The following is a 23,805-nucleotide window of genomic DNA, read 5'->3' as shown; positions in this document are numbered from 1 at the left end:
AGCGCATTTATTTTAAAGTAATTCACCTTTTCTATAATTTTCAACTATAAAAGAAATATTAACTATAAATAATTACATGAAAATAGTGAGCATGAATATTAATATAATTACATACTCACCATAAATTTAAAAACTATTTTAGACCTTTAATCAAACCAAGATTCACTATATCATTTTCATCTACATCTTCAGTATTTAACTCAATATATATATTCCATTCTGCCATGTCTGCAGTTCCAATTCCAGGAACCATTCTCTCAATTGCTATAGAAATTTCATTGCCCTCTTTAATTACCTTTTTTACTTTATGTCTCACAGATCCACTTGATTCATCTAGTGTTACAATAATTAAAGCTTTTTTAGAAAAAAACTCATCATCATATTTGCTTGCATCTACTTCACGGTTTTCATTTACACATGACAGCATACTTACAGTAAGTCCTTTTACTTTACCTTCATGCTCCTTTAAACATTCTTTTGATTTGCAAATAGTGCTAATAGGGTATTTTTTACTTGAATTATAATATGGAGATCTTTCATAACTATCCTTAAACTCAAGCTCCCTCGCAGAATCACTAGGTTTTTTAATAATCTCCCCTTTATCTTCTGTGCTTGCTGAAATTTCATCATTATCTTGATTTTCTGTATTTCCTACTTCAACAGTTTCCTCCTCTTTTTCACTTTCACCTGCATTTATATTATTACACCCTGAAAAAAGTACCACCGTAATTAAAACTAAAGTACCACATAACAATTTTAATTTATTCATTTTCATATATATACCTCCATATTTCATATAAATAGAGTTCTTTGCTTCAGATGGAGTTTTCTCCCACTGAAGATTACTAAGAAGTCGTTGTCCTTTAGGGAAGATTGTTATCTAAGAACGTAGTAACTCTCTACTCATACTTTAAATCTTAATATCTATATCTTAAGAAATATCCTTTATTTATATACGCTTATTTATACAAAAAGATATAAACTTTTTATTTCTAGGCTCTATTTAAAATTACATTAATATAATATACAAGCTATAGGAATATTAGTAGTCCTGCTTTAAAGGTGGTATTAAAACATTATTTTTACAATAAATAAAGACTGAGTCAAAACCTTTTATTTGACTCAGTCTATCTCAGATAAATTTTATTTAAATTTTACTGCGGTTCCATAACAAATAACTTCAGATGTACCATTCATTATTGAACTTGTTGCATACCTTATATTTACTATAGCATCAGCACCCATAGTTTCTGCTTCGTCAGCCATACGCTTTGTAGCTATTCCTCTAGCTTCATTCATCATTTCTGTATAGCCTTTTATCTCTCCGCCTACAACAGTTTTAAGCCCACTAAGAATGTCCTTACCAATATTTTTAGACCACACCACTGAGCCTTTAACCATCCCTAACATTTCTAATTCTTTTCCTGCAATGTAATTAGTATTTACTAATATCATTTTCGTCTCCTCCTTTTATTTCCTTTATTCTTTCTATCATATTATAAATAATTGCTCCTGCTATACCTATGGCAATTAAAAGCAAAATTATTGGCAATAACTTTATTCCTTCTGCAAAAGTAACAAATATGATACCTCCAAAATAGAAAATTGCAAATAGGAGCATCAATACTGTTATTACTATGGTAAGTATAATTTTTCCCATACTCTTATCATCTCCCTAAAAATATGCTATAAATATTAATTATTCCATTTTACTAGACTAATATTATCATACTACAAATACTAATACAATATGGATAAAAATAGTTATTCATGCTTAATAATTAAATTTTATTTTTATCCAATCAACCTCATCTATATCTAATATTTATCCTTTCTTTGTATACCTGTATACATATTTACTTTTCATAATAGTGTATAATTTTAAAAAATTATATAAATTCATGGGAGGAAGGATAATAATGATCAAATTAATCGGTATTATAATTGTTATCATTGGTTTTACGTTAAAACTCGATACTATTGCTGTAGTTCTTTCTGCGTGGGTTTTAACAGGACTCGTTGCTGGTTTGAGTATTAACGAAATATTGACTACTCTAGGACAAACTTTTGTATCTCAAAGAGCCATAACATTATTCATATTAACATTACCTGTAATTGGTATGTGTGAAAGATATGGACTTAAAGAAAGAGCTGCAACTCTTATAAGTAATGCTAAATCTCTTTCTGCTGGAAAGCTATTAAGTGTCTATGCCCTAGTTAGACAAGTGGCAGCTGCCCTTTCTATTAGAATGAGTGGACATCCTCAATTTGTTAGACCTCTTGTTAACCCTATGGCACAAGGTGCTGCCGTTAGTAACTTTGGAGAAATTGATAAGGAAGATGAGGATAGAATTAAGGCTTCTTCTGCAGCTATGGACAACTATGGTAACTTCTTTGGACAAAACTTATTTATGGCTAGCTCAGGAGTACTTCTAATAACCAGTACACTTCAGGAACAAGGCTATGTAGTAGATGCTCTTGATGTAGCTAAAGCTTCTATCCCAATAGCTGTAATACTATTTATAATGGTATTAGTACAAAATCATTTATTAGATAAATCATTAATTAAGAAATATTCTAAAAAAGATAATTAAAGGAGGAATCGATTATGGATATGGCAGCACTATCAAATTTTTTATTGGAAATCTTTTATGCCTTAGTGGGCTTCCTAATGATTTCCCTATCAGTTTATACATTTACAAATAAAGATCATAAAGCTAGAATTGGTACTTCAATATTTTGGTCAATTCTAGGTATTATATTCATAGCTGGACCTTATATCCCAGCTAATATAGTTGGGATTTTAATAATAGCCTTAGGTTGCTTGACCGTTTCTAAGCAAGTTAAAATGCTACCTACCAAACCCCTTGATGGAGAGTTTGCTAAAACTCAATCTGGAAAACTTAAAAAGTATCTTACCTCAACTTCTTACTGCATTAGGCTCACTATTTACAGCTGCTGGAGTTGGTACTGTTATTGCTAATGGTATATCAAGCTTCATACCTGAAGGAAATCTTTTAATTGGAGTAGCTGCTTACTGCATTGGTATGGCTATCTTTACAATGATTATGGGAAATGCCTTTGCTGCATTTGCAGTTATCACTGCTGGTATTGGAATTCCATTTGTATTTGCACAGGGGGCTAATCCAGTAGTTGCTGGTGCCTTAGCTCTTACTGCTGGATATTGTGGAACATTAATGTCACCAATGGGAGCTAATTTTAATATTATGCCTGCAGCTCTTCTAGAAATAGACGACAAAAATGCAATTATTAAACGTCAATTTCCTGTGGCTATGACATTACTAATAGCACACATAGTTTTAATGTATTTCTTAGCATTTTAAAAATTTATATAAGATATAACTAAAGGAGGTGAATTTTAATGAAGCTAATGCTTCATTAAATATATATATGAAAGTTTTAATAAGTGGTTTTGATCCCTTTGGAGGAGAACCTATAAATCCAGCTCTTGAAGCAGTAAAATTACTTCCTAATAATATTGCTGGCGTAGAAGTTATAAAGGTAGAAATTCCTACTGTCTTTAATAAATCAATAGAGGCCCTTGAAAGCTCTATCAAAAATCATAACCCCGATGCAGTTATTTGCATCGGACAAGCAGGTGGTAGATTTGCAGTTATGCCAGAGAGAGTTGCTATTAATATAGATGATGCTAGAATTAAAGATAACGAAGGAAATCAACCAATAGATATAAAAATTAAAGAAGATGGAGAAAATGCTTATTTCTCTAACTTACCTATAAAAGCAATGGTTAAAAACATGGTAGATAATGGCTATCCTTCTGCAATTTCTAATACTGCTGGAACCTTCGTTTGTAACCATATAATGTATGGATTACTTTATCTTATCGATAAAAAGTACTCTCATATGAAAGGTGGATTTATTCACGTTCCATATATACCAAATCAAGTTGTTACAAAGCCAAATACCCCTTATATGAATCTTCAAGATATTTCAAAATGTCTTGAGCTTTGTATAGAAGCCCTAGTTAATAATGGAGATGAAGACATTAAAACTATAGGAGGTACAATCTGCTAATGACATACCCAACAGAAGAAAAAAAAGTATTTGTATATGGAAGCTTAAGAGAAGGTTTCTTTAACTATGATAAATACTTAAAAAATAAAGTACCTCCAGCTTCTCTAGGAGAAATAAAAGGGAAACTCTTCCACCTTTCTCACAAGGGATACCCTGCTTTACTAGATGGAGACGATACTGTTATTGGAGAAATTATGGCACTAAAAGATTTTTATGAAGATATAGTTTCCTTAGATCAAATGGAGGGGTTCAGATCCTTTGAAGATATATCAATCAATGAATATATAAGAACTACTATAAATGTCAAAAATCTTGAAACAAAGGCCATTGAAAATTGTTATGTATATAAATACGTAGATGGCAATGATAAAAACTTTAATTCCCATGCAATCTATATTCATCATGGAGACTGGAAAAAGTATATGAATATCCTATAATAATACAAGTAGAAAAATCTATCATTTATTTGATAGATTTTTTATTGCAATAAACTAAAATTATATTTAAATTTATTGACATCTCTATTTCTATTGCATAATATATAAAATAATACTAATGGATAGAATTTAGTTTAAAAATAATTCCTATAATATGAGGAATTATATTATACTATGAACTTTTTTTAAGATTTAACATAAACATTACCTATTACCCTATCAAATTGGAAAGGATGATTTAATATATGTATGAAGAATACTTTAAACATATTCCACAAGAAAAAATGAGAAGCTTTTTTCTTGAAGAACTTGCTCCTTTAGGAATTATAAAACATTATAAAAAAAATGAACATATAGATTACTTTCCTGGGGGTAAGCTCTCAATAGTTACTAAAGGAAAAGTAAAAGTTTGTATCTATACTAAAAATGGTCTTGAAAAAATTTTATTTTTTTTAATACCAGGAGAAATATATGGGGAAGAAAGTTTATTTCATCACTCTCATATTGGCATTACTCCAGTTACATTAGAAGATACTTCAATCTCATTTATTGATAATGAAACTTTATATAATTATTTAAATGATAACCCTAAAAATTATGAGTATTTTCTTCAAAGTATATTAAGAAAATATCAAATTTCTTTATTTCAGATGGGAGACCTTTTAAAGAGATCACCACGAGCTCAAATTTGCTCTGCTCTTTGTAGAATTGTTGCTCAAACTATAAATAATTATTCTGAAAGTAATGATCCAATTGAATTAAGTCTTCCGCTTACCCATGAAGGATTAGGAAATTTAATCGGCTGCTCTAGAGTTACCGTTACTAGAGTTCTTAACGAGTTAAAATCCCAAGGAATATTAGCAAGCACATCTAAAAAAATAGTTATTCTAGATTTTGAAAGATTAAAAAAATATTGTGATTAATAACAAGTAAATTAAATGTAACACATAATTACTTTTTTAGGTTTATATTACTTAAATTCTCTAAGTAATTTTTATATATCATATAATTTTATATTATTTTTCATCTAATTTTATGTTATTATATTATTGTAACCATGAGGTTAAAAATGCATTGGTTACTCAGTTATAAGTTTAAATTCAAATTATAATTAAACTATTCTAAGAAAAGTAGGTTGTTTAGTATGGATAATAACTCAAAAGAACTTTTTAAACTTATTGATGATGGAAACACTATTGTACATAGCGATCCTAGAAAAGCTTATGAAATAACAAAAGAAGCATTTAAATTAGCTGAAGCGTTTAATAATAAATCTGCAATGGGGTATTGCTTTATTAATTTTGCTTTAATTTACAGATCATTATCAAACTTTGCCAACTGGGTAGAATATGGTTATCATGCTCTAGATATATTTATGGAATTAAATGAAGAGAAAGGCATTGTTGTAGCTTTAAATCTTTTAAGTTGCGCATATTTTCACGTTGGACTTTATGAGGATTCTTTAATAAATTGTCTTAGAGTTCTAGATATGTGCATTGATGATAAACATAGCTTTATTCACACCTGTTCCCTTAATAATATGGCAGAGATTCACAGGATAACTACTCAATATAATAAAGCCTTGAAATATTATGAGAAAGCTTTAGCTAAAGCTAAAAAGTTTAATTATACTTCACTCTCTGCATCTATTTTATTTAATATAGGACAAGTTCTTCTAGAGAAGAATAATTACCATAAAGCTTTAAAAATATTTTTTGAAAGCTATAATATAGCTATTGAATTTAATAACTTTATACTTCTAGGTGAAATAGAAAATAATATTGGTTTCATTCACTTTAAAAATAAAGAGTTTGATAAAGCCATGGAATACTATAATAAATCCTTAGAACACTTAGAAACCATTAGCAACAAATTCTATATCATAGACTTATACTTTAACATTGGTTTTTTAAAGCTTTCTACTTCTTCTTGTGATGCTATAGAATATATAAATAAAGCTATACATTGTGCTAAGGAACTTAATTCCAAAAATAAGCTTAGCAAAATGCATTTGCAACTTTCTAACTACTACGAATCATTAGGAGATTTTAAAACGGCATTAGAATATTACAGGCAGTATCACCTTTCAGAGGAAGAAGTTTCTTCATCTACCATGAAATCCAAACTAGAAATTATAAGAATTCAATGTAATCATGCTATAGAAGCTGATGAGTTAGAACAAATTAAAATAGTAAATCAAAAACTAGAAATGGAAATAGAATCCCAAAATAAAAGGCTACAATATATGAAAAATGAGAATAAGAATTTAAGGTTTAAAGCATTGAAAGATTCTCTTACTAAAATTTCAAATAGACATGCCATTGACCAAATGTTTAGTAGACTATGGAAATATTCTAAACTCAATAAAAATAATATGGTTTTATTTATGATCGATGTGGATAACTTTAAATTATATAATGATTATTGGGGACATATGCATGGTGATAAATGTCTTGCTAGTATTGCTCAATGTTTAAAGGGCATTTCTACCTCCCGTCACGATTTTTGTGGTAGATACGGTGGAGAAGAATTTATATATTTTGCTGAGGATTTAACCTATGATGAAGCTATTTATCTAGGTAATCTAATCAGTTGTAAAGTGAAGGACTTAAAAATAAAATCTACTCATGATAATGATAGTTCTGTAATTACTGTTAGTATTGGCGGGGTCTATGGAAACCTTTCCTCTCTTAGGTCAACTGACTATATGATTGAAATTGCAGACAAACAATTATATAGCTCTAAAGAATCTGGAAGAGATAAAGTTACATTGATAAATACCTTAGAAGATGAATTAACGCTAAATTCAATAGATTCAGTGAACTTAGTAGCTGCAGATATATATTAATAATTTAAACTTAAAACAGTTATTCCTTTATTATTAATTATATTATTCAGTTAATTAAACATAAAATTATATAAAGAAGGACACTCTTAAAATTACTAAGCTTAAACTACCAATGAAAGCTTAATAATTAATAGTGTCCTTTTATTAATTATTAATCATCTTCTCTTAAAAGGTTAATATCTTTTCCACTAAGAATCTTGTTCATATTTCTCATAGAACACATTTTACCACACATAGTGCAACTATCTTCATGATGAGGTGTAGATTCTTTTCTATATTTTCTTGGCTTTTCTTCATCTAAAGCTAAGGTAAACATCTGCTCCCAATCAAGTTCCTGTCTTGCCTTACTCATTTCATTATCCCACTGCGATGCACCTTTAATTCCTTTAGCAATATCCGCTGCATGAGCTGCAATTTTTACTGCTACTATACCTTCCTTCATATCATCTAAGTTTGGAAGTCTTAAATGTTCTGCTGGAGTTACATAACATAAAAAGTCTGCTCCATAACTTGCTGCAATAGCTCCACCAATGGCAGAAGTTATATGATCATAACCTGGAGCTACATCCGTAACTAAAGGTCCTAAAACATAAAATGGTGCTCCATGACAAAGTCTTTTTTGAAGTAACATATTAGCTTCTATTTCATTTATAGCCATGTGCCCTGGACCTTCAATTATAACTTGTACATTTCTCTCCCAAGCTCTCTTTGTAAGCTCACCTAATACCATAAGCTCCTTAATTTGTGAAGCATCTGTGGCATCAGCTATTGAACCTGGTCTACATGCATCTCCTAAGCTTAAAGTTAAATCATATTTTTCACATATATCTAATAATCTATCAAAATACTCATAGAATGGATTTTCTCTCTGATTTAATTCCATCCAAGCAAACAAAAGAGATCCTCCCCTTGAAACTATATTAGTAATCCTCTTATTTCTTTTAAAAGTATTTATAGTTTCCCTGTTTAGTCCTGCATGGATAGTTACAAAATCTACTCCATCCTGTGCATGCTTTTCTACGACTTTAAAGAATTCATCTACAGAGATATCCTTTAATTCCTTATCATAAAAGCCAACTACATCATACATTGGTACTGTTCCAATCATCGCTGTAGACATTTCTACTAACTTTTCTCTAAACTTTGCAGTTTTTCCATAATTAGAAAGATCCATAATAGCCTCTGCTTTCATATCTAAAGCAACTTTTACCTTTTCCATTTCTTTATCTATGTCATCACAATCTTTGGATATACCTAAATTTACATTTATTTTAGTTTTAAGACCTTGTCCTACTCCCTGTGGTACAAGAGATTTATGATTTTTATTAGCAGGTATAGCTATCTTCCCTTCCGCTACTAATGCCCTTAACTCTTGAACATCCATATTCTCTGACTTAGCTACAATCTCCATCTCTCTTGTTACAATGCCCTTCCTAGCGGCATCCATTTGTGTTGTAAAATTCATACTTTCTTCCTCCCTAAGTACAATAATTATTTAATTTAATAATTTAGCGCCTTTCTTTAGGAGAAAATAATTGCTTACATATTTTTTTACAAACCTTTATTAATTCTTATCTAAAAAAATAAAGGCTTACACAAGGTAAGCCTTTGGATGAATTCATAAAACAAATATTTATAAATATTTTTATAAATAAGCTATTATTAAAATCTTTTAAAGCTTTCCTTCGATGGCATTATCCACATCAGGTTCAAGGGTTAAAGCAATTATTGCTTCTCTCAGCATTAGGCACCCCTAGCTAAATAATTATTAAATTAACTTCATTATAACATAAAAACTATAATTTTCAAATTTACTTTTAATTTATTATTATCCACATTTTTAATGGAAAATTTTTAATAACATATTTTTTTCTTTCTAAGGATAAACTAAGGTCGAGTTTTCTTAAACCTTTTATTTTTCAATAGCTTATCCTTATTCTTGTTATTCTCATCAAATATACTCATACTTAAGAATTTAAGTAAATACTTTAAAAGGACGGTGTATTACAATGAAAAAATCTTTAATTATGCTAACATTAGTTGGTGCCATCATGACTTCTTCTACTGTAGCCTTTGGATATGATAATATAGCAATGGATTCTAATAGTGAAAAAATGACTACTATAGAGACTCCAGCAGAAAAAACTAAGGATGAAAAACCCACTGATGAAAAGAAACCAACTATGATTGAGGAAGAAGAAAAGACAAAAAAAACTGATGAAAAGAAGCAAACTATAAGTGAGTCTAAGCCTGAGAATGAAAAAGCTCCTAAAGAAGAGGAAAAGAAACCAACTCTAAACGAAACTGATGAGAAAAAACAAGATACAAAGACTCCTGGAAAGCATATGAGAAAACCAGAGTGTGATAATAAGTGTAACCCTGAAAATAACAAGGAAAGCGAAAAGAAGGCTCAATAATTAAGTATAAATTTTAACTTAATTTAAATATAGGCTATGTTTTAACAACAGTTTAAAACATAGCCTAATATTTTATTTTATGCTACTTTCTTTGTTTCTATATCTCTTTGAATTTTGCTAAAAAATTTATAAGTAGTTGAAGATAACATCATTCCAAAGGCAATAGCTCCACCTACTATAATAGTTTTCATTGCACTGCTATAAGCAAGGTCATAATTTTGAGCTACTATATATAATACTGTGTTATAGGCCATAACTCCTGGTACTAACGGGAATATTCCTGGTATTGAAAACTGCATACTTGGAGCCTTTAACCTTCTTGCCATTACTTCACTATAAACTCCTACTACAAATGCCCCCATAAAAGTAGCAATAATTACACTTCCTCCATAGGTGAACACTATTAAATAGCTTATCCATGCAAGAGTTCCTGAAATCCCAGCCCAAACTAATTTTTTTCTATCTATATTAAATAATATGGCCGGAAATACACTTCCAAAAAACGCTAAAACAATTTGTCTAATCATAACATAGCCTCTACTTTCACTTAAATATATTATATCTAAAAGATTCCTAGAAAATTTCTAAAGGCTAATGCAGTACCAATTCCTGAACCAATTGCTGTAATTATTAAAACTGCCTCACCCACCTTTGAAATTCCTGATGTAAAATCACCATAAATTATATCTTTTATTCCATTAGTAAGGGCTACACCAGGTAATAGTACCATTATAGACCCTAGTATAATCTTGTCCTTGTTCACTATAGTTATAATATTTTCAAATAAAATACTTATACTAGCTATAAGAAATCCTGAGAAAAAGAAGATAAAAAATTGAAAAAAGCCTACGTTGGATACCTTATCTACCATATAATAAATTATCATACCAATAATCGCAGATATAAAGGCTGCAAAAATTGTTCCGTTGAAAAATAATGAATAAATAAAACAAGTCATTCCACCAGCTAACACTCTAATGGGTAATTTAAAAATAGGCATTTTTCTTATATCTTCTAGTCTTTCCATTGCTTCCTCATAGGAAATCTTCTCCGACTCAATGCTTCGAGAAAAACTATTTACTAGCTCTATGCTATATAAATCAACACTCTTACTTCTAACCTTTTTTAGTGATGTAACCTTTTCTTGATCCTCATCTAAAATAGATATAAAAATTCCTTTTCCTGTAGTTATACATTCACTTTTATAATTATATGCTTTACATATCCTTTCAATAGTTTCCTCTACTCTATAGGATTCCGATCCATTACTAATAAGTAGTTCTCCTGCTGAAAGAGCTATATCTAAAACCTGTTTTGCTTTCATGATAAATCTCCTTCTAATCTTCCATATATTTAATAAACATGAATTTTATTCAGTTTACTATAATTATTTTTTAGCATATTTAATATTACACATTTATTAATGGTAATTATATCATCTTTTTCATATTTGTCTATTAATTATTTATATATTAAATGAACTTATATTTATTATATATTTAATTAATTACTCTATTATTATTTCCTAAATACTAAGTTATACTTATCTCTAAAATAAAAAGAACTAACTCAAATTAATTTACTTAATTTAAGCTAGTTCTTAAAAACTATGTCAATAAACTTCAGATGGAATAAATTCTATCCTAGTCAAAAAACTCTATTTACTTTTTATTTAGATATTAAACTACATCTTCTTTAATATCTTCAAATTGACTATTATATAAGTTTGCATAAAAGCCATTAGCTGCAAGTAACTCATTATGATTTCCTTGTTCTACTATATCTCCATCTTTCATTACAAGGATTAAATCTGCATCCCTTATAGTAGATAATCTATGAGCAATTACAAAACTAGTTCTACCCTTCATCAAATTATCCATTGCCTTTTGTATTAAAACCTCGGTACGAGTATCTACAGAACTAGTGGCTTCATCTAAAATTAGAATCTTAGGATCTGCAAGAATTGCACGAGCTATAGTAAGTAATTGCTTTTGCCCTGCAGACACGTTATTAGCTTCTTCATTTAAAATCATATCATATCCATCAGGTAAAGTTTTTACAAAGTGATCCACATTGGCAGCCTTAGCTGCAGCAATAACTTCATCATCATTGGCATTTAGTCTACCATATCTGATATTTTCCTTAATAGAACCATTAAATAACCAGGTATCTTGAAGTACCATACCAAATATACTACGTAAATCTTGACGGTTGAAATCTTGAATATTATGACCATCTATTAAGATAGCTCCACTATTCACATCGTAAAATCTCATAAGTAATTTAACCATGGTAGTTTTCCCTGCTCCAGTAGGTCCAACTATAGCAACCTTTTGTCCTGGTTTTACATGTGCTGAGAAATCATTGATAATAATCTTATCTTCTTTATATCCAAAGTGAACATTTTCAAAGTTTACTTCACCTTGAATTTCTTCTCCCTCATCTTCTGACAATAACAGATTTTTTATTTTAATAGGGTTTTCTGCAAATTGCACTTCCTCTTCTTCTGCTAAGAATTCAAAAACTCTTTCTGCAGCCGCTGCTGTAGATTGCATTAGATTTGCTATCTGAGCTGACTGAGCTATAGGTTGATTAAAAGATCTTACATACTGAATGAATGATTGAATATCTCCAACTTCAATAGTTTTCTTAATAGCCAGCCATCCACCTAAAATAGATACTACTACATAGCCTAAGTTTCCTACAAAGGTCATAATAGGCATCATCATTCCAGATAAAAATTGAGACTTCCAAGCCGAGTCGTATAATTTATCATTTAACTTATTAAATTCTCTAATTGCCTCTTCTTCTCCATTAAAGGCCTTAACTATATTATGACCTCCATAAACTTCTTCTACTTGACCATTAACATTCCCTAAATACTTCTGTTGATTTCTAAAGTGTTTTTGAGATTTCTTAACTACTACCGATAATAAAAACATAGATATTGGCAATATAAGAAGTGTTGCTACTGTCATAATACCGCTTATTGAAATCATCATTATTAGTACTCCAATTAATGTAGTAATTGAAGTTATAACTTGAGTCATACTTTGGTTTAAGTTTTGACTTACGGTATCTACATCATTTGTTACCCTAGATAAAACTTCACCATGAGTCTTATTATCAAAATATTTAAGAGGCATTCTATTAATTTTTTCAGAAATCTCTTTTCTAAGATTATATGAAACCTTTTGAGTAACTCCTGACATTATAAAACCTTGTACAAAAGAGAATAATGTACTAATTATATATAAAATCAAAAGTATTAATAAAATTCTTCCTATATATTCAAAGTCTATGCCTACTCCTGAACCTGTTATCTTACCTACAAGTCCCTTAAAAATGTTAGTGGTAGCTTTACCTAAAACCTTAGGTCCAATAATTGAAAAAGCAGCACTTCCAACGGCAAATATTATAACAATTATTATGGATGCAGTAAAAGGTTTAAGATAACTAATAAGCTTTTTCATGGTGCCCTTAAAGTTTTTAGCCTTTTCTCCAGGCCCCCCCATTGGTCCACGTCCCATAGGTCCTCCACCACCCATAGGTCCTTTTTTCATATTTTGCTCCTTACTCATTAGCTAACTCCTCCTTTGAAAGTTGAGATAGTGCTATTTGTTTATACACATCACAAGTTTTCATTAACTCATTGTGAGTTCCAATACCTGCAATTCTACCTTCCTCTAAAACTATTATCTGCTCTGCATGTAGAATCGTACTTATTCTTTGAGCTACAATTAGAACTGTACTATTTAATGTTTCTTTTTTAAGGGCTTTTCGTAATGCCGCATCAGTCTTAAAATCTAAAGCTGAGAAACTATCATCAAAAATATATACCTCTGGTTTTTTAGCAATAGCTCTTGCAATAGAAAGTCTTTGTTTTTGGCCCCCTGAAACATTAGTACCCCCTTGAGATATTTCAGTATTATAACTCTCCTTAGTACCTTTAATAAAGTCAGTGGCTTGTGCAATCTCTGCAGCCTTTATCATATCTTGGTCTGTAATACTTTTACATGAATATTTTAAGTTACTTTCAATGGTACCAGAGAATAACACTCCCTTTTGAGGTACATAACCTATCTTTTCTCTTAAATCATGTTGACTTACTTTCCTAATGTCAATTCCATCTAAAAATATTTCTCCCTCAGTCACATCATAAAATCTCGGTACAAGATTAATAAGGGTAGACTTACCACTTCCTGTACTACCAATAAATGCAGTAGTCTCTCCAGGCATAGCAGTAAAAGTTATATTACTTAGAACATTTTCTTCAGCATTTGGATATTTAAAGGAAACATTATTAAATTTAAGAACTCCCTTTTTATCTTCTTCAAGTTTTATTGGAGCTACAGGATCCTTAACTACATATTCAGTGGATAATACTTCATCTATACGCCCAGCTGAAACTGTAGCACGAGGTAACATCACTGAAACCATAGATATCATTAAAAATGCCATTATAATTTGCATTGTATATTGAATAAATGCCATCATATCTCCAACTTGCATGGTTCCTGCATCAATGCTATGTGATCCATTCCATACTATTAAAATTGTAATTCCATTCATAATCAACATCATAGTTGGCATCATTAAAGCCATAGTTCTATTTACAAATAAATTATTCTTAGTTAAATCATTATTTGCTTTATCAAATCTTTTTTCTTCATGTCTTTCTGTACTAAAGGCACGAATTACCATCATACCAGTCAAAATTTCTCGAGTTACAAGGTTAACCCTATCAACTAGTTTCTGAACCCTCTTGAATCTTGGCATAACTGCTGTAAATAAAACAATTACTACTACTGAAATAGCAACTACTGCAACAACAATAATCCAAGCCATTGAAGTTTCTGTATTTAAAACCTTTATTACTCCACCAATTCCTAAGATTGGTGCATAGAATACTACTCTTAAAAGCATTACCATAAGCATTTGAATTTGCTGAATATCGTTAGTACTACGAGTTATAAGTGACGCAGTAGAAAACTTATCTAATTCTGCATTAGAAAAACCTATAACTTTAGAAAATACTTTACTTCTAAGATTTTTACCAAGGTTTGCCGCCACTCTAGCCCCAATAAACCCAACAGTTACTGTAGCCACCATACTTAGTAGGGCTATAAGTATCATTAGTCCTCCTGTATAAAGAAGATAGTTAGTTTGCATTTTGTCTATATTCATACCGATATTATTATACTCATTTTTTACATAACTAATAGCTGCTTGGTCTATCATAGTATTAGGTAAGTTCTCAAAATTTTTATCTATATCTTTCATCATAGTATCTCGCTGTTCCTGCGGTAACTGTGATATCACTTCCAATATATCTGCATTTTCATCTATACCCATATTAGGAGGAAACTCCGCTATAATTGCTGCTTTCATTGCCTTACTTTCTTCACTGTCACTTTCAAAGCCTTGCACTACTAACATTGGCCTTGCAAATATTCCATTTAACTTTTCAATGGTTTCTTTATCCTTTTTCTTAGTTGTAAGCTTATATACACCTTCATTTTCTAAAGAAGGATACTTCTTCACATATTTATTGTATTCTTCATCACTAAGAGAATCTTTATCTAACAAAGTATAATTACTCTTAATTTCTATTTTATCCTCTTCACTAATAAATAGTTCTAACTTTTCTAATTGACTCTTTCTAATTACTTCTGGTGTAACTTTTTCTACTCCCCCCTGCTGAATTCCAACATTTACTATATTAGAAGTATAGTCAGGTAAAGAAAGATCACAGACTGCTTGAACAATTAGTAATCCAATTATGATGATAATTGGCACCACCGAGTTCTTTAAATATTTAATTAACTTGAACATATTCCTCCACTCCCTCTTACAATAATGAATTACTAAAAAATAAACTAAAAACAAAATACTTTATTACCTATACTCTATGAGCATAGTTAAAAATAGTATTTACGATTTATCAGTTTATTTGCAATTTAAAAAAATTTTATTTATAATATTCTTATAAAATACTTATTAATTTATATAAATTATGATATTATATTATTTATAAGTATATAACAGTTATAAACATATATTAATTATAGTTTCATAACTATTATAAGTCAATAACTATTTCATTGTGGATTTTTTAATTTTTAATTAACGATTTTAATATAGAGAAATTCAATACTACATACAAAGGAGATTTATTATGGATGAAAAAAATTTAACTAAACTATCTGAAGACTTTTTTCTTCTTATGATGTTACTTCATAAAAAGATTATAAAATTAGAAGACTTTATGAAAAATACAGTTGTTCCACCATCTCATGTAAAAGTGGTTTTTTACCTAGCTCAAAATGGACCTTCATCGGTGTCTAGTATAGCCAGAGACCTTTGTATATCTAAACCCAATATGACCCCAATAATAGATAAACTCCTTGAGTGTGGTTATGTTAATAGATATGAAGATCCAAAGGATAGAAGAGTTATTAGAATTGAAATAACAGAAAAAGCCAATGAAGTCTTTAAAATCAAAAAGGATTTAATGAAAAGCTTTCTTAAGGAAAAGTTATCTGTGCTACCAGATGAAGATTTAATTTCTCTTAGTGGTGCAATATCCGAATTTAAAAGAGTTATGTCTAAAATAAATTAAAATAAAAGGTATAAAGCTATCATAAAACTAGCTTTATACCTTATTAATACTATAAATCTATATATTAATTTTATCATATATACATTTAATATTCCCCTTAATCTCAGGATTTTCTTTTAATATAGCACTTATTGATCTACTACCTAGCTCATAAAAGATTACTCTACTAAAAGGTTTTTCTAATTTATTAGAGTTTAATTTTACTTGTAACTTTTCTCTAATAAGATTTTCAATATATCTAGCAAATCCTTCTATAAACTCTTGCCATACCATATATTCAAAGTCTATTTGATTTAAACGGTTCTTCATAACTCTATGATAATCTACCATATCTTTATATTGTAGTTTTTTATCCACAAATTCTAGTTTAGAAGTTTCATTTATGAACACCTTATCCTCATAAGGAAATGGATGATTTATCTCCCACATAAAATCTTTTTTCTCTTTAGCTATTTTAGCAATTTCTAGTTCTTCTTTAATTTCACTATCTCCTTGCTCCCATTGATAGCAGTGAACAAACTCATGAAATATAAATATATATCCCTCTAAGGTATTAAATGCATCCTTAGATACTACCGCTGCAGGTTTCATATCATAAAAATCTAGTGGAAAGGAGGCCAACACTTTTTCTGGTACAATCATAGGTGCTTTATATTCACCTTTAAATTCATAGCAAGTACCATTGTCAGATAAATCAAATATAAAAAAATACCCATCTTCTACTACAGCTACTGTATAAAGCTTTAATAAAGATGTATCTATATCCTTTATTTTTTCATGAATAGAGAATATCTTATTTACCTTAGCTATGGTATCTACTATAAACTGATTCTTTTCTTCTTTATTCATAACCACTTACCCCTTTTATTAATAAACTCTTCTAAACACTACTTTATGATCTCCTTTACTCCTAATAAATCCTTTGAGTAATATCTAACATTTTCTTCAGTATTAGATCTTACTAATACTGCTTTTATTCCAACATATTCTGGGCCTCTTACATCTGCCAAAATGCTATCTCCCACCATCCATATATCCTTATAACCACAATGCTTTTTTAATGCATAATAATATATTTTAGGATTAGGCTTCTCATATCCAACATTAGCAGATGATATACAATCGATTATATATGGGGATAATCCTAATTTTTCTACTACCTCAGGTAATTCAGATAAATTTCTTCTTCCTTTTCTACCACATGTTCTTTCATCATAACCATGGATCCATTATGAAGATACCATTGATAACACTTCTTTAAGCCTTCCTCCATAGAAGTTTCTTCTTTAAATACACTATGGACTTTTTTTACATCCAGCACATTGTCATAATTAAAAAATGAAAAGAAGTCTCTTTCATTATACCCCTTCTCCTCATAATAAAAATGATACTTTATTGCTTTTTTGCCAGCAGCCTTCTCACATAATTCTATCCATGTATTAAAGGTCACTGCCTCACTATTTCCAACATTATAAATAGATAGATTATCTTGATTTGTATCTAAAAATCCTTCTATTAAATTGCCTAGGTCCTTAGAGTAGATAAACTGAATTTTAGTTTCTCCATCATTAGGAATTAGAATAGGCCTATCATTGATAATATGATGGAAAATAAAACCTTCCCTTGCTGCATAATTATTTTCTCCATAAACATAAGGAGGGCGTAGTATTATAAGCTGAACATTACTGTAGTTATACTTATCCTCTAAAAACTCTTCACACTCTATTTTGTTTGTTCCATAATCTCCCCAATATTTATTTTTTCCTAGCATAAATGATTCTTTAAATGGAATTTTATAATTTTCTACATCATAGACAGCACTTGAACTAATAAAAATATATTTCTCTAACTTTTCATAATTTAAGGCTTCATGAAGAATTTCTAATTGATTTACATTAAGTCCAGATACATCAATTATATAATTAAATTCATGCTCACTAAGACATTTTTTCATTTCATTTAAATCTTCTCTGTCACAAATTATATTAGTAATTCTTTTATCTTCGGTTTTTCTGCTTCCTCTATTTAAGGTGTAAATTTCATAATCTTTCTGAGAACCTAATAAAGCTTCTACAATGGCTTTTCCTATAAAATAGCTTCCTCCAAGAACTAAGACTTTTTTCATTTTCTCCACCTCTACATCTATAAATTAAAAGCTTTTATAAAAACTTTCCAAAAACCGCCTTAACATTCTTTTTAAATAAATTTTTATATTTTCCATTTGTCTATCATAATATTATTTTACAGGATTAAATTGTATAAGTATATAATTAATGTAATATCAGTTAAATATAAATATAAAGGTAGCCATTATGGCTACCTTTACTACTAAAAAATATATTCATTTCATTCCCTGGAGTAACNNCCAAATCATAGATTTGGAGTGTTAGTTACATTCTTATAGCCTATATAGGTGGCGTAGAAATAGCCTCCATATATAGCTATTATCAGTAGTGCTGTTATAGTGGCTGAAGCTCCTATCTCTGCATTGCCGTAAAGAGATATAAATTCATTAGCTACACTAATTCCAACTATGGAGTGAATTATAGCTAATACTAATGGCATTGCAAAGTATATTAAAGTTTGAATAAATATGGTTTTATTTATCATCTTTCTTGAAGCTCCAATCTTTCTTAGAGCTTTATATCTATCAATGCTCTCACTAGCTTCTGATAACTGTTGAAGAGCAAGAACTGCTGCACTAGAAATTAAGAATACAATCCCTATATATATTCCTATATATAATATTGTTGTAGTAGCTCCTTTTGTCATACTGTATATGCCAGTCTTGGTATTACCTAAAATTATAAAGTCTTTACCCGAAGCATTTTCATCTCTGCTATTTTTGAACACTTCCCCTATTTCAGATTCTCGCTTTTCTCTATCCTCACCTTTAAAGTTACAATTTAATATAGATTCATAGGGCTTAAGGTTTCCTAAAGCTTTATCTGGAAGTATTACTGTAAAGAAATTATTAGCAAAGCCTGTGCTTTCATAAGCTTCTGTAATAAGCTCTTGATTTTTTATATTATAATTTATATTATTTATTTTAATTACTGTGTTTTCCTTCATATAGCTTTTAACTAAAGGCACTAATTTACTAAAGTTAGAGGTTATTAATACTTCATCTTCTTTTAAGTCTATGGAACTTTGTCCATTTAACTCTCTTAGTTTATTATATTCACTTATTTTTAGAGCTGACATGTTACTATAATCGTTATCAAGAAATTTATTTTCTTTACCATATCCTCTTAATATATCACCATAACTTTCTTCTAGTCTATACTCTTGTAATACTACATACTTTTCTTTATCTGTGAAATTGAACCCTAATTCTTTAATGGCCTGCTCTATAGTTTTGTTTTCCGAACCTTCAAAATTTATAATTCTAGCTGAGACATCAAAGGGTACTGTATCTTTAAGACTACTTTCTAAAGAATTTTTAAAACTCAATCCCGTAGATAATATAGAAATAGTTATAAAGAGCATTAAACATATAACTGTTATAGATACAAAATTTGTGTTAATTTTACTACTTATCTGTCTAGTAACAAATATATTTAGTTTTTTAAGGTATATATTTTTACTATTCTTGATTACATATAATATAAATCCAGCTAATCCATAATAAAATAATATAGTTCCTAGAATCCCCAGTATTATCGAAATAGTAAATCTAGAATCAGTTATGTCTAATCCCACTTCTATTATAAACTTATAAGCAGTTATAAGTATTCCTACTCCTAAAATAAATATAATAATTGATACTATAGGATTTTTAATCTTTATATTTTCACTTTTCTTACTAGCATTTATCATATCTATAAGTTTGTATTTTGAAATTACAAAGGTATTAAATATCATTATAAGTAAAAACATTATTCCAAAATAAGCTATAGTCTTTACAGCAGCATTTTGTGAAAATACAAATTTGTATTCACTCATGCCTACCTGAAATAACTTCGCTGTAAAAAGAGATAATCCCTGTGATAAAACTATACCAAAGATTAACCCTGCTACTAAAGACATAAGACCTATGAAAAAAGACTCAGACACTAAAATACTTGAGATTTTTCTTTTACTCATACCCAATGTCATATATACACCAAGTTCTTTTTTTCTTCGTTTTATCATAAAGTTATTTGCATAAACAATGAGTCCACCCAAAATTACTGACACAAATACAGATACCCAAGAAATAACTGTAGTTAACATATCTATAAAACTAGCTTCCTTCTTACTTATTTCAAACATTGCCTTTTGTGATTCTATAGAGTTAAAGCTATAAAATATACAAACGGCAAAGGTTAAAGTTAAAAAATATATGGTATAGTCTTTAAAACTTTTCTTTACATTATTTAATGCAATTTTAGAATACATCTCCACTGTCACCTCCAAGCAATGTCACTACCTCAATAATTCTATTGAAGAATTCTTTTCTACTATCATTTCCTCTAATTAATTCATTAAATACTTTTCCATCTTTTATGAATAAAATCCTGTGAGCATAACTAGCTGTAAAAGCATCATGTGTGACCATAAGTATAGTAGCTTCTAGTTCTTCGTTTAATTTCTCAAAGGAGTCTAGTAATAATCTAGAGGACTTAGAATCTAATGCTCCTGTTGGCTCATCAGCTAAAATTAGTGATGGATTAGTAACGATAGCTCTAGCTGAAGCAACCCTTTGTTTTTGACCACCAGACATTTCATAAGGATATTTATTTAAAATTTCACTTATACCTAATTTGTTTGCTACTGCTTTAATTCTTCCATCTATACTTTTAGGCTTTACATCTTGTATAGTAAGTGCCAATGCAATATTTTCATAAGCAGTTAATGTATCTAAAAGATTAAAATCTTGAAATATAAATCCAAGCTCATCTCTTCTAAATTTTTCAATATCATTATTCTTAAGACTAGTTATATCTTTATTATTTATAATAATATTTCCTGTAGTCACTGTGTCAATGGTAGATATACAATTTAAAAGTGTAGTTTTACCACTTCCAGAAGGTCCCATTATTCCAAGGAACTCCCCCTTCTCTACCTCAAAACTTATATTATCAATAGCTTTAGTAACATTTCCCTTTCCACCATAATATTTTTCTATATTTACAACCTTTAAGACATTTTCCATAATTCATCCTCCTAAAATACATTTTAAGTTTTGCCTTAACTTTATGAGCTTATTATATATTTTTCTAAAAGTATGTTGTATTTAATTTCATGTCATTAATCTTTCATTTTCGTAAGATAATAATGAAAGTTTAAAAATTAATCTATAAACTTAGGAGTAGCCCTGTTTTTTAGACTATTGAAGCCCTAGGTATAAGTACAAGGTAATCAAATAACTCTGTTTACCACAAAAAAACTGATTGAGATTAATTTTTATCCAATCAGTTTATTTTGGCTATTATTAGAAACTAGTAAATCTTCCTAGGGGAAAATTTATATACACCTTAGTTCCACATTCTAACTTTGACTCAATACTTATCCCCAATCCAAGTCTATTACAAAGTTTTTTACACAGATATAATCCCATTCCTGTGGATTTACCAAACTTTCTTCCATTATCACCAGTAAATCCTTTTTCAAAAACCCTAAAAATGTCTCTTTCTGAAATTCCAACACCATTATCTTCTATAGTTAAAGTTATTTTATTTTCTGTAGAAGTTGAATATATTTTTATTATCCCATTTGATTCCTTAGAGTACTTTATGGCGTTTCCTAAAACTTGATTTAAAATAAATTCCACCCATTTTATATCACTGAAAATTTTACCTCCCATATCTCCTATCTCTAAAGATATCTTTTTATTTATGAAATCTCTAGAATTCTTTCTCAAAACCTCCATAACAGCTTCTTCTAAATTAAATTCTCTTATAATATAGTCCTTACTTACATCGTTGCTCTTTGAGTAATAAAGGACTTGTTCTATGAAATCTTCTACCTTCTTCAATTCATGTCCAATTTTATTTGTTACCGTACTTTCGTTATTATCTATAATAAGTCTAGCAGAAGCAATAGGCGTCTTTACTTCATGAACCCACATTTCTATGTATTCTCTATATTCTTTTTGGGTACATTCATACTTTTTTACATTTTCATGCATATTTTTATTACATTCCTTAAGAACTTGATAAACTATTTCACCTTCTAAAAAATCTGGCTTTTCCATAACCTCTGGAAGCAAATACTTTTTATCCAAGCTATCTATAGTTCCTGTAATATTGTCTAGAAATTTCTTATGTTTAATAACTTCAAGGGTTAAATATGTACTTAATGGAGTAAACCATAATATGAAAGATAAAAATATTAGTCCACTCCCTACATTTAAAAATATTAAAATAGATACAAAAATCATAAATAGGACTCCATTAATTATTAAAAAGCCAATTCTTGATTTAAGATAATCCCTAACTTTCATTTTATCTATTCCTCTCTACTATTTATAGTAGAAAACTCCTTCAAACCCGCATAAACAGAACAACTATTTAAATAGTTATATATTTAAATAGTTTTCTATACAAATAGTTTTCTATATAAATATTTATATATTTATGGCATTATATATCCAAGTCCCCTTCTTGTTTCTATAACATCCTTAATTCCAATTTCCTCTAATTTTTTTCTAAGTCTTGTCACATTTACTGACAAAGTGTTATCATCTACAAACAAATTAGACTTCCATAGATAATCCATTAGATCCTCCCTAGATACAATGTTTCCTTTATTTTTTATAAGGTAATAAAGAACTTTTAATTCGTTTTTAGTGATTTCTAAAGCATTATCTCCACAGTTTATGGTTCCATTAGATAGATTTAACTTTAAATCATTATATACTAATATTTCTTGATTCCCTTCATTCCCTTGATTTACTCTCTTTAGTACTGAATTTATCCTTGCTAAAAGTATTTGTGTATTATAAGGCTTAGTTATAAAGTCATCTGCTCCTAAATTCATACTCATTAGCTCATCCATATCACTATCTCTACTTGTAACCACAATTATAGGTACTTGAGAAGTTTTCCTCACTTCTCTACAAATGTAGAATCCATCAAATACAGGTAAGTTTATATCTAAGAGTATGAGATTGGGCTCTTCTTTTTCAATAATAGATATTATATTTTCAAAATTAGTAGGGGCTATGACCTCATATCCATATCTATTTAAAAATGTTGCAAGCTCCTGCCTAATAGTTTCAGTATCCTCTATTATAATAATCTTTGCCACTTTATCACTCCCAAATTTATTTTTTCTATTATATATTTACATCAATGTAAAATTAAGATTTATCTATACTAAAACTAGCTGAAATTCTTTTCCAATTCTCATTAATAACATTATAACCAAAACATAGTGTAACTAAAAGGTAGTCAATTATAAATTTGTTTTATTTTTATTCATAAGGTCTTTATATTTTTA

At 29.2% G+C, this 23,805-nt stretch carries 22 protein-coding genes, 1 pseudogene and 1 riboswitch; of the genes and pseudogenes, 8 read left to right on the top strand and 15 right to left on the bottom strand.

Annotated elements, in window-relative coordinates:
• Positions 1 to 133 precede the first annotated feature (133 nt).
• From B3J31_RS04445 to B3J31_RS04435, 3 genes are all read right to left on the bottom strand, one after another.
• Positions 134 to 775 carry a hypothetical protein gene (locus B3J31_RS04445; protein ID WP_346867599.1) on the bottom strand — a complete coding sequence of 214 codons (642 nt, stop codon included), beginning with the start codon at positions 773 to 775 and terminating at the stop codon, positions 134 to 136.
• A gap of 368 nt (positions 776 to 1,143) precedes the next feature.
• Positions 1,144 to 1,455 (bottom strand): heavy metal-binding domain-containing protein, encoded by a 312-nt coding sequence (locus B3J31_RS04440; protein WP_150843998.1) that lies wholly within the window; start codon positions 1,453 to 1,455, stop codon positions 1,144 to 1,146.
• The gene (locus B3J31_RS04435) at positions 1,436 to 1,660 is read right to left on the bottom strand and encodes a hypothetical protein (protein ID WP_035131633.1); all 225 of its coding nucleotides are present in this window, start codon (positions 1,658 to 1,660) and stop codon (positions 1,436 to 1,438) included. Before B3J31_RS04435 ends, B3J31_RS04440 begins: the two co-directional genes overlap by 20 nt.
• A gap of 262 nt (positions 1,661 to 1,922) precedes the next feature.
• Between B3J31_RS04435 and B3J31_RS04430 the strand changes: the two genes are divergently transcribed.
• The 6 genes and pseudogenes from B3J31_RS04430 to B3J31_RS04405 all read left to right on the top strand — a co-directional run bounded on the left by B3J31_RS04430 (position 1,923) and on the right by B3J31_RS04405 (position 7,341).
• Positions 1,923 to 2,594: a DUF969 domain-containing protein gene (locus B3J31_RS04430; protein WP_346867609.1), complete on the top strand. Its 672-nt coding sequence runs from the start codon at positions 1,923 to 1,925 to the stop codon at positions 2,592 to 2,594.
• A gap of 14 nt (positions 2,595 to 2,608) precedes the next feature.
• A pseudogene (locus B3J31_RS04425) lies at positions 2,609 to 3,344 on the top strand (5-oxoproline transporter, DUF979 family subunit).
• A 67-nt stretch (positions 3,345 to 3,411) separates the two neighbouring features.
• Positions 3,412 to 4,056, top strand: coding sequence for a pyroglutamyl-peptidase I (gene pcp / locus B3J31_RS04420; protein ID WP_150844007.1), 645 nt, complete (start codon positions 3,412 to 3,414; stop codon positions 4,054 to 4,056).
• Positions 4,056 to 4,493, top strand: a complete 438-nt coding sequence (locus B3J31_RS04415) for a gamma-glutamylcyclotransferase (RefSeq protein ID WP_150843999.1) — start codon at positions 4,056 to 4,058, stop codon at positions 4,491 to 4,493. Before pcp ends, B3J31_RS04415 begins: the two co-directional genes overlap by 1 nt.
• Before the next feature lie 245 nt (positions 4,494 to 4,738).
• A complete protein-coding gene (locus B3J31_RS04410) occupies positions 4,739 to 5,416 on the top strand; it encodes a helix-turn-helix domain-containing protein (RefSeq protein WP_150844000.1) in 678 nt (225 codons plus the stop codon).
• Positions 5,417 to 5,637: 221 nt separating this feature from the next.
• Entirely contained in the window at positions 5,638 to 7,341 is a 1,704-nt protein-coding gene (locus B3J31_RS04405) for a tetratricopeptide repeat-containing diguanylate cyclase (RefSeq protein ID WP_346867600.1), read from the top strand.
• A 151-nt stretch (positions 7,342 to 7,492) separates the two neighbouring features.
• Here B3J31_RS04405 and thiC read toward each other — a convergent pair whose 3' ends face one another.
• Positions 7,493 to 8,806: a phosphomethylpyrimidine synthase ThiC gene (gene thiC / locus B3J31_RS04400; protein ID WP_150845786.1), complete on the bottom strand. Its 1,314-nt coding sequence runs from the start codon at positions 8,804 to 8,806 to the stop codon at positions 7,493 to 7,495.
• Positions 8,807 to 9,004: 198 nt separating this feature from the next.
• A riboswitch (TPP riboswitch) is annotated at positions 9,005 to 9,106 on the bottom strand.
• A gap of 244 nt (positions 9,107 to 9,350) precedes the next feature.
• Here thiC and B3J31_RS04395 point away from each other — a divergent pair.
• Positions 9,351 to 9,758 carry a hypothetical protein gene (locus B3J31_RS04395; RefSeq protein ID WP_150845785.1) on the top strand — a complete coding sequence of 136 codons (408 nt, stop codon included), beginning with the start codon at positions 9,351 to 9,353 and terminating at the stop codon, positions 9,756 to 9,758.
• Positions 9,759 to 9,835: 77 nt separating this feature from the next.
• Here the strand turns inward: B3J31_RS04395 and B3J31_RS04390 are convergent, their stop codons facing one another.
• The 4 genes from B3J31_RS04390 to B3J31_RS04375 form a co-directional block, all read right to left on the bottom strand.
• Positions 9,836 to 10,315: a threonine/serine exporter family protein gene (locus tag B3J31_RS04390; RefSeq protein WP_346867610.1), complete on the bottom strand. Its 480-nt coding sequence runs from the start codon at positions 10,313 to 10,315 to the stop codon at positions 9,836 to 9,838.
• A 5-nt stretch (positions 10,316 to 10,320) separates the two neighbouring features.
• Positions 10,321 to 11,082: a threonine/serine exporter family protein gene (locus B3J31_RS04385; RefSeq protein WP_150845783.1), complete on the bottom strand. Its 762-nt coding sequence runs from the start codon at positions 11,080 to 11,082 to the stop codon at positions 10,321 to 10,323.
• A 355-nt stretch (positions 11,083 to 11,437) separates the two neighbouring features.
• Complete coding sequence (locus tag B3J31_RS04380) at positions 11,438 to 13,339, bottom strand: ABC transporter ATP-binding protein (RefSeq protein ID WP_346873686.1); 1,902 nt, start codon at positions 13,337 to 13,339, stop codon at positions 11,438 to 11,440.
• Positions 13,332 to 15,593 carry an ABC transporter ATP-binding protein gene (locus B3J31_RS04375; protein ID WP_346873685.1) on the bottom strand — a complete coding sequence of 754 codons (2,262 nt, stop codon included), beginning with the start codon at positions 15,591 to 15,593 and terminating at the stop codon, positions 13,332 to 13,334. Before B3J31_RS04375 ends, B3J31_RS04380 begins: the two co-directional genes overlap by 8 nt.
• Positions 15,594 to 15,936: 343 nt before the next feature.
• On the opposite strand from B3J31_RS04375, the gene B3J31_RS04370 reads away from it, so the two are divergent.
• Positions 15,937 to 16,380, top strand: coding sequence for a MarR family transcriptional regulator (locus B3J31_RS04370; protein ID WP_150845781.1), 444 nt, complete (start codon positions 15,937 to 15,939; stop codon positions 16,378 to 16,380).
• 57 nt (positions 16,381 to 16,437) lie between these two features.
• On the opposite strand, the gene B3J31_RS04365 is transcribed toward B3J31_RS04370, so the two are convergent.
• The 7 genes from B3J31_RS04365 to B3J31_RS04335 form a co-directional block, all read right to left on the bottom strand.
• Positions 16,438 to 17,229: a hypothetical protein gene (locus tag B3J31_RS04365; protein WP_346873684.1), complete on the bottom strand. Its 792-nt coding sequence runs from the start codon at positions 17,227 to 17,229 to the stop codon at positions 16,438 to 16,440.
• A 38-nt stretch (positions 17,230 to 17,267) separates the two neighbouring features.
• Positions 17,268 to 17,510 carry an HAD-IA family hydrolase gene (locus B3J31_RS04360; RefSeq protein WP_346873688.1) on the bottom strand — a complete coding sequence of 81 codons (243 nt, stop codon included), beginning with the start codon at positions 17,508 to 17,510 and terminating at the stop codon, positions 17,268 to 17,270.
• A 26-nt stretch (positions 17,511 to 17,536) separates the two neighbouring features.
• Positions 17,537 to 18,505, bottom strand: coding sequence for an NAD-dependent epimerase/dehydratase family protein (locus B3J31_RS04355; RefSeq protein WP_346873683.1), 969 nt, complete (start codon positions 18,503 to 18,505; stop codon positions 17,537 to 17,539).
• Positions 18,506 to 18,750: 245 nt separating this feature from the next.
• Positions 18,751 to 20,760 (bottom strand): ABC transporter permease, encoded by a 2,010-nt coding sequence (locus B3J31_RS04350; RefSeq protein WP_346873687.1) that lies wholly within the window; start codon positions 20,758 to 20,760, stop codon positions 18,751 to 18,753.
• Positions 20,750 to 21,517: an ABC transporter ATP-binding protein gene (locus tag B3J31_RS04345; protein WP_035135328.1), complete on the bottom strand. Its 768-nt coding sequence runs from the start codon at positions 21,515 to 21,517 to the stop codon at positions 20,750 to 20,752. Before B3J31_RS04345 ends, B3J31_RS04350 begins: the two co-directional genes overlap by 11 nt.
• Positions 21,518 to 21,796: 279 nt before the next feature.
• The gene (locus B3J31_RS04340) at positions 21,797 to 22,807 is read right to left on the bottom strand and encodes a sensor histidine kinase (RefSeq protein WP_346873682.1); all 1,011 of its coding nucleotides are present in this window, start codon (positions 22,805 to 22,807) and stop codon (positions 21,797 to 21,799) included.
• Positions 22,808 to 22,938: 131 nt separating this feature from the next.
• Positions 22,939 to 23,613, bottom strand: a complete 675-nt coding sequence (locus tag B3J31_RS04335; protein ID WP_035135324.1) for a response regulator transcription factor — start codon at positions 23,611 to 23,613, stop codon at positions 22,939 to 22,941.
• Between the last annotated feature and the right edge of the window lie 192 nt (positions 23,614 to 23,805).

The sequence above is a fragment of the Clostridium sp. UBA5988 genome, from assembly GCF_002435615.1.
Lineage (GTDB): Bacteria > Bacillota > Clostridia > Clostridiales > Clostridiaceae > Clostridium_J > Clostridium_J sulfidigenes.
This window is presented reverse-complemented; position numbering and strand designations above follow the sequence as displayed.

Excerpts from the sequence above, each read along its gene's own strand:
- B3J31_RS04385 (WP_150845783.1), bottom strand. The coding sequence starts at position 11,082 with ATGAAAGCAAAACAGGTTTTAGATATAGCTCTTTCAGCAGGAGAACTA.
- B3J31_RS04350 (WP_346873687.1), bottom strand. The coding sequence starts at position 20,760 with ATGTATTCTAAAATTGCATTAAATAATGTAAAGAAAAGTTTTAAAGAC.
- pcp (WP_150844007.1), top strand. The coding sequence starts at position 3,412 with ATGAAAGTTTTAATAAGTGGTTTTGATCCCTTTGGAGGAGAACCTATA.
- B3J31_RS04410 (WP_150844000.1), top strand. The coding sequence starts at position 4,739 with ATGTATGAAGAATACTTTAAACATATTCCACAAGAAAAAATGAGAAGC.
- B3J31_RS04435 (WP_035131633.1), bottom strand. The coding sequence starts at position 1,660 with ATGGGAAAAATTATACTTACCATAGTAATAACAGTATTGATGCTCCTA.
- B3J31_RS04445 (WP_346867599.1), bottom strand. The coding sequence starts at position 775 with ATGAAAATGAATAAATTAAAATTGTTATGTGGTACTTTAGTTTTAATT.
- B3J31_RS04440 (WP_150843998.1), bottom strand. The coding sequence starts at position 1,455 with ATGATATTAGTAAATACTAATTACATTGCAGGAAAAGAATTAGAAATG.
- B3J31_RS04375 (WP_346873685.1), bottom strand. The coding sequence starts at position 15,593 with ATGTTCAAGTTAATTAAATATTTAAAGAACTCGGTGGTGCCAATTATC.
- B3J31_RS04395 (WP_150845785.1), top strand. The coding sequence starts at position 9,351 with ATGAAAAAATCTTTAATTATGCTAACATTAGTTGGTGCCATCATGACT.
- B3J31_RS04370 (WP_150845781.1), top strand. The coding sequence starts at position 15,937 with ATGGATGAAAAAAATTTAACTAAACTATCTGAAGACTTTTTTCTTCTT.
- B3J31_RS04365 (WP_346873684.1), bottom strand. The coding sequence starts at position 17,229 with ATGAATAAAGAAGAAAAGAATCAGTTTATAGTAGATACCATAGCTAAG.
- B3J31_RS04415 (WP_150843999.1), top strand. The coding sequence starts at position 4,056 with ATGACATACCCAACAGAAGAAAAAAAAGTATTTGTATATGGAAGCTTA.
- B3J31_RS04405 (WP_346867600.1), top strand. The coding sequence starts at position 5,638 with ATGGATAATAACTCAAAAGAACTTTTTAAACTTATTGATGATGGAAAC.
- B3J31_RS04380 (WP_346873686.1), bottom strand. The coding sequence starts at position 13,339 with ATGAGTAAGGAGCAAAATATGAAAAAAGGACCTATGGGTGGTGGAGGA.
- B3J31_RS04340 (WP_346873682.1), bottom strand. The coding sequence starts at position 22,807 with ATGAAAGTTAGGGATTATCTTAAATCAAGAATTGGCTTTTTAATAATT.
- B3J31_RS04355 (WP_346873683.1), bottom strand. The coding sequence starts at position 18,505 with ATGAAAAAAGTCTTAGTTCTTGGAGGAAGCTATTTTATAGGAAAAGCC.
- thiC (WP_150845786.1), bottom strand. The coding sequence starts at position 8,806 with ATGAATTTTACAACACAAATGGATGCCGCTAGGAAGGGCATTGTAACA.
- B3J31_RS04345 (WP_035135328.1), bottom strand. The coding sequence starts at position 21,517 with ATGGAAAATGTCTTAAAGGTTGTAAATATAGAAAAATATTATGGTGGA.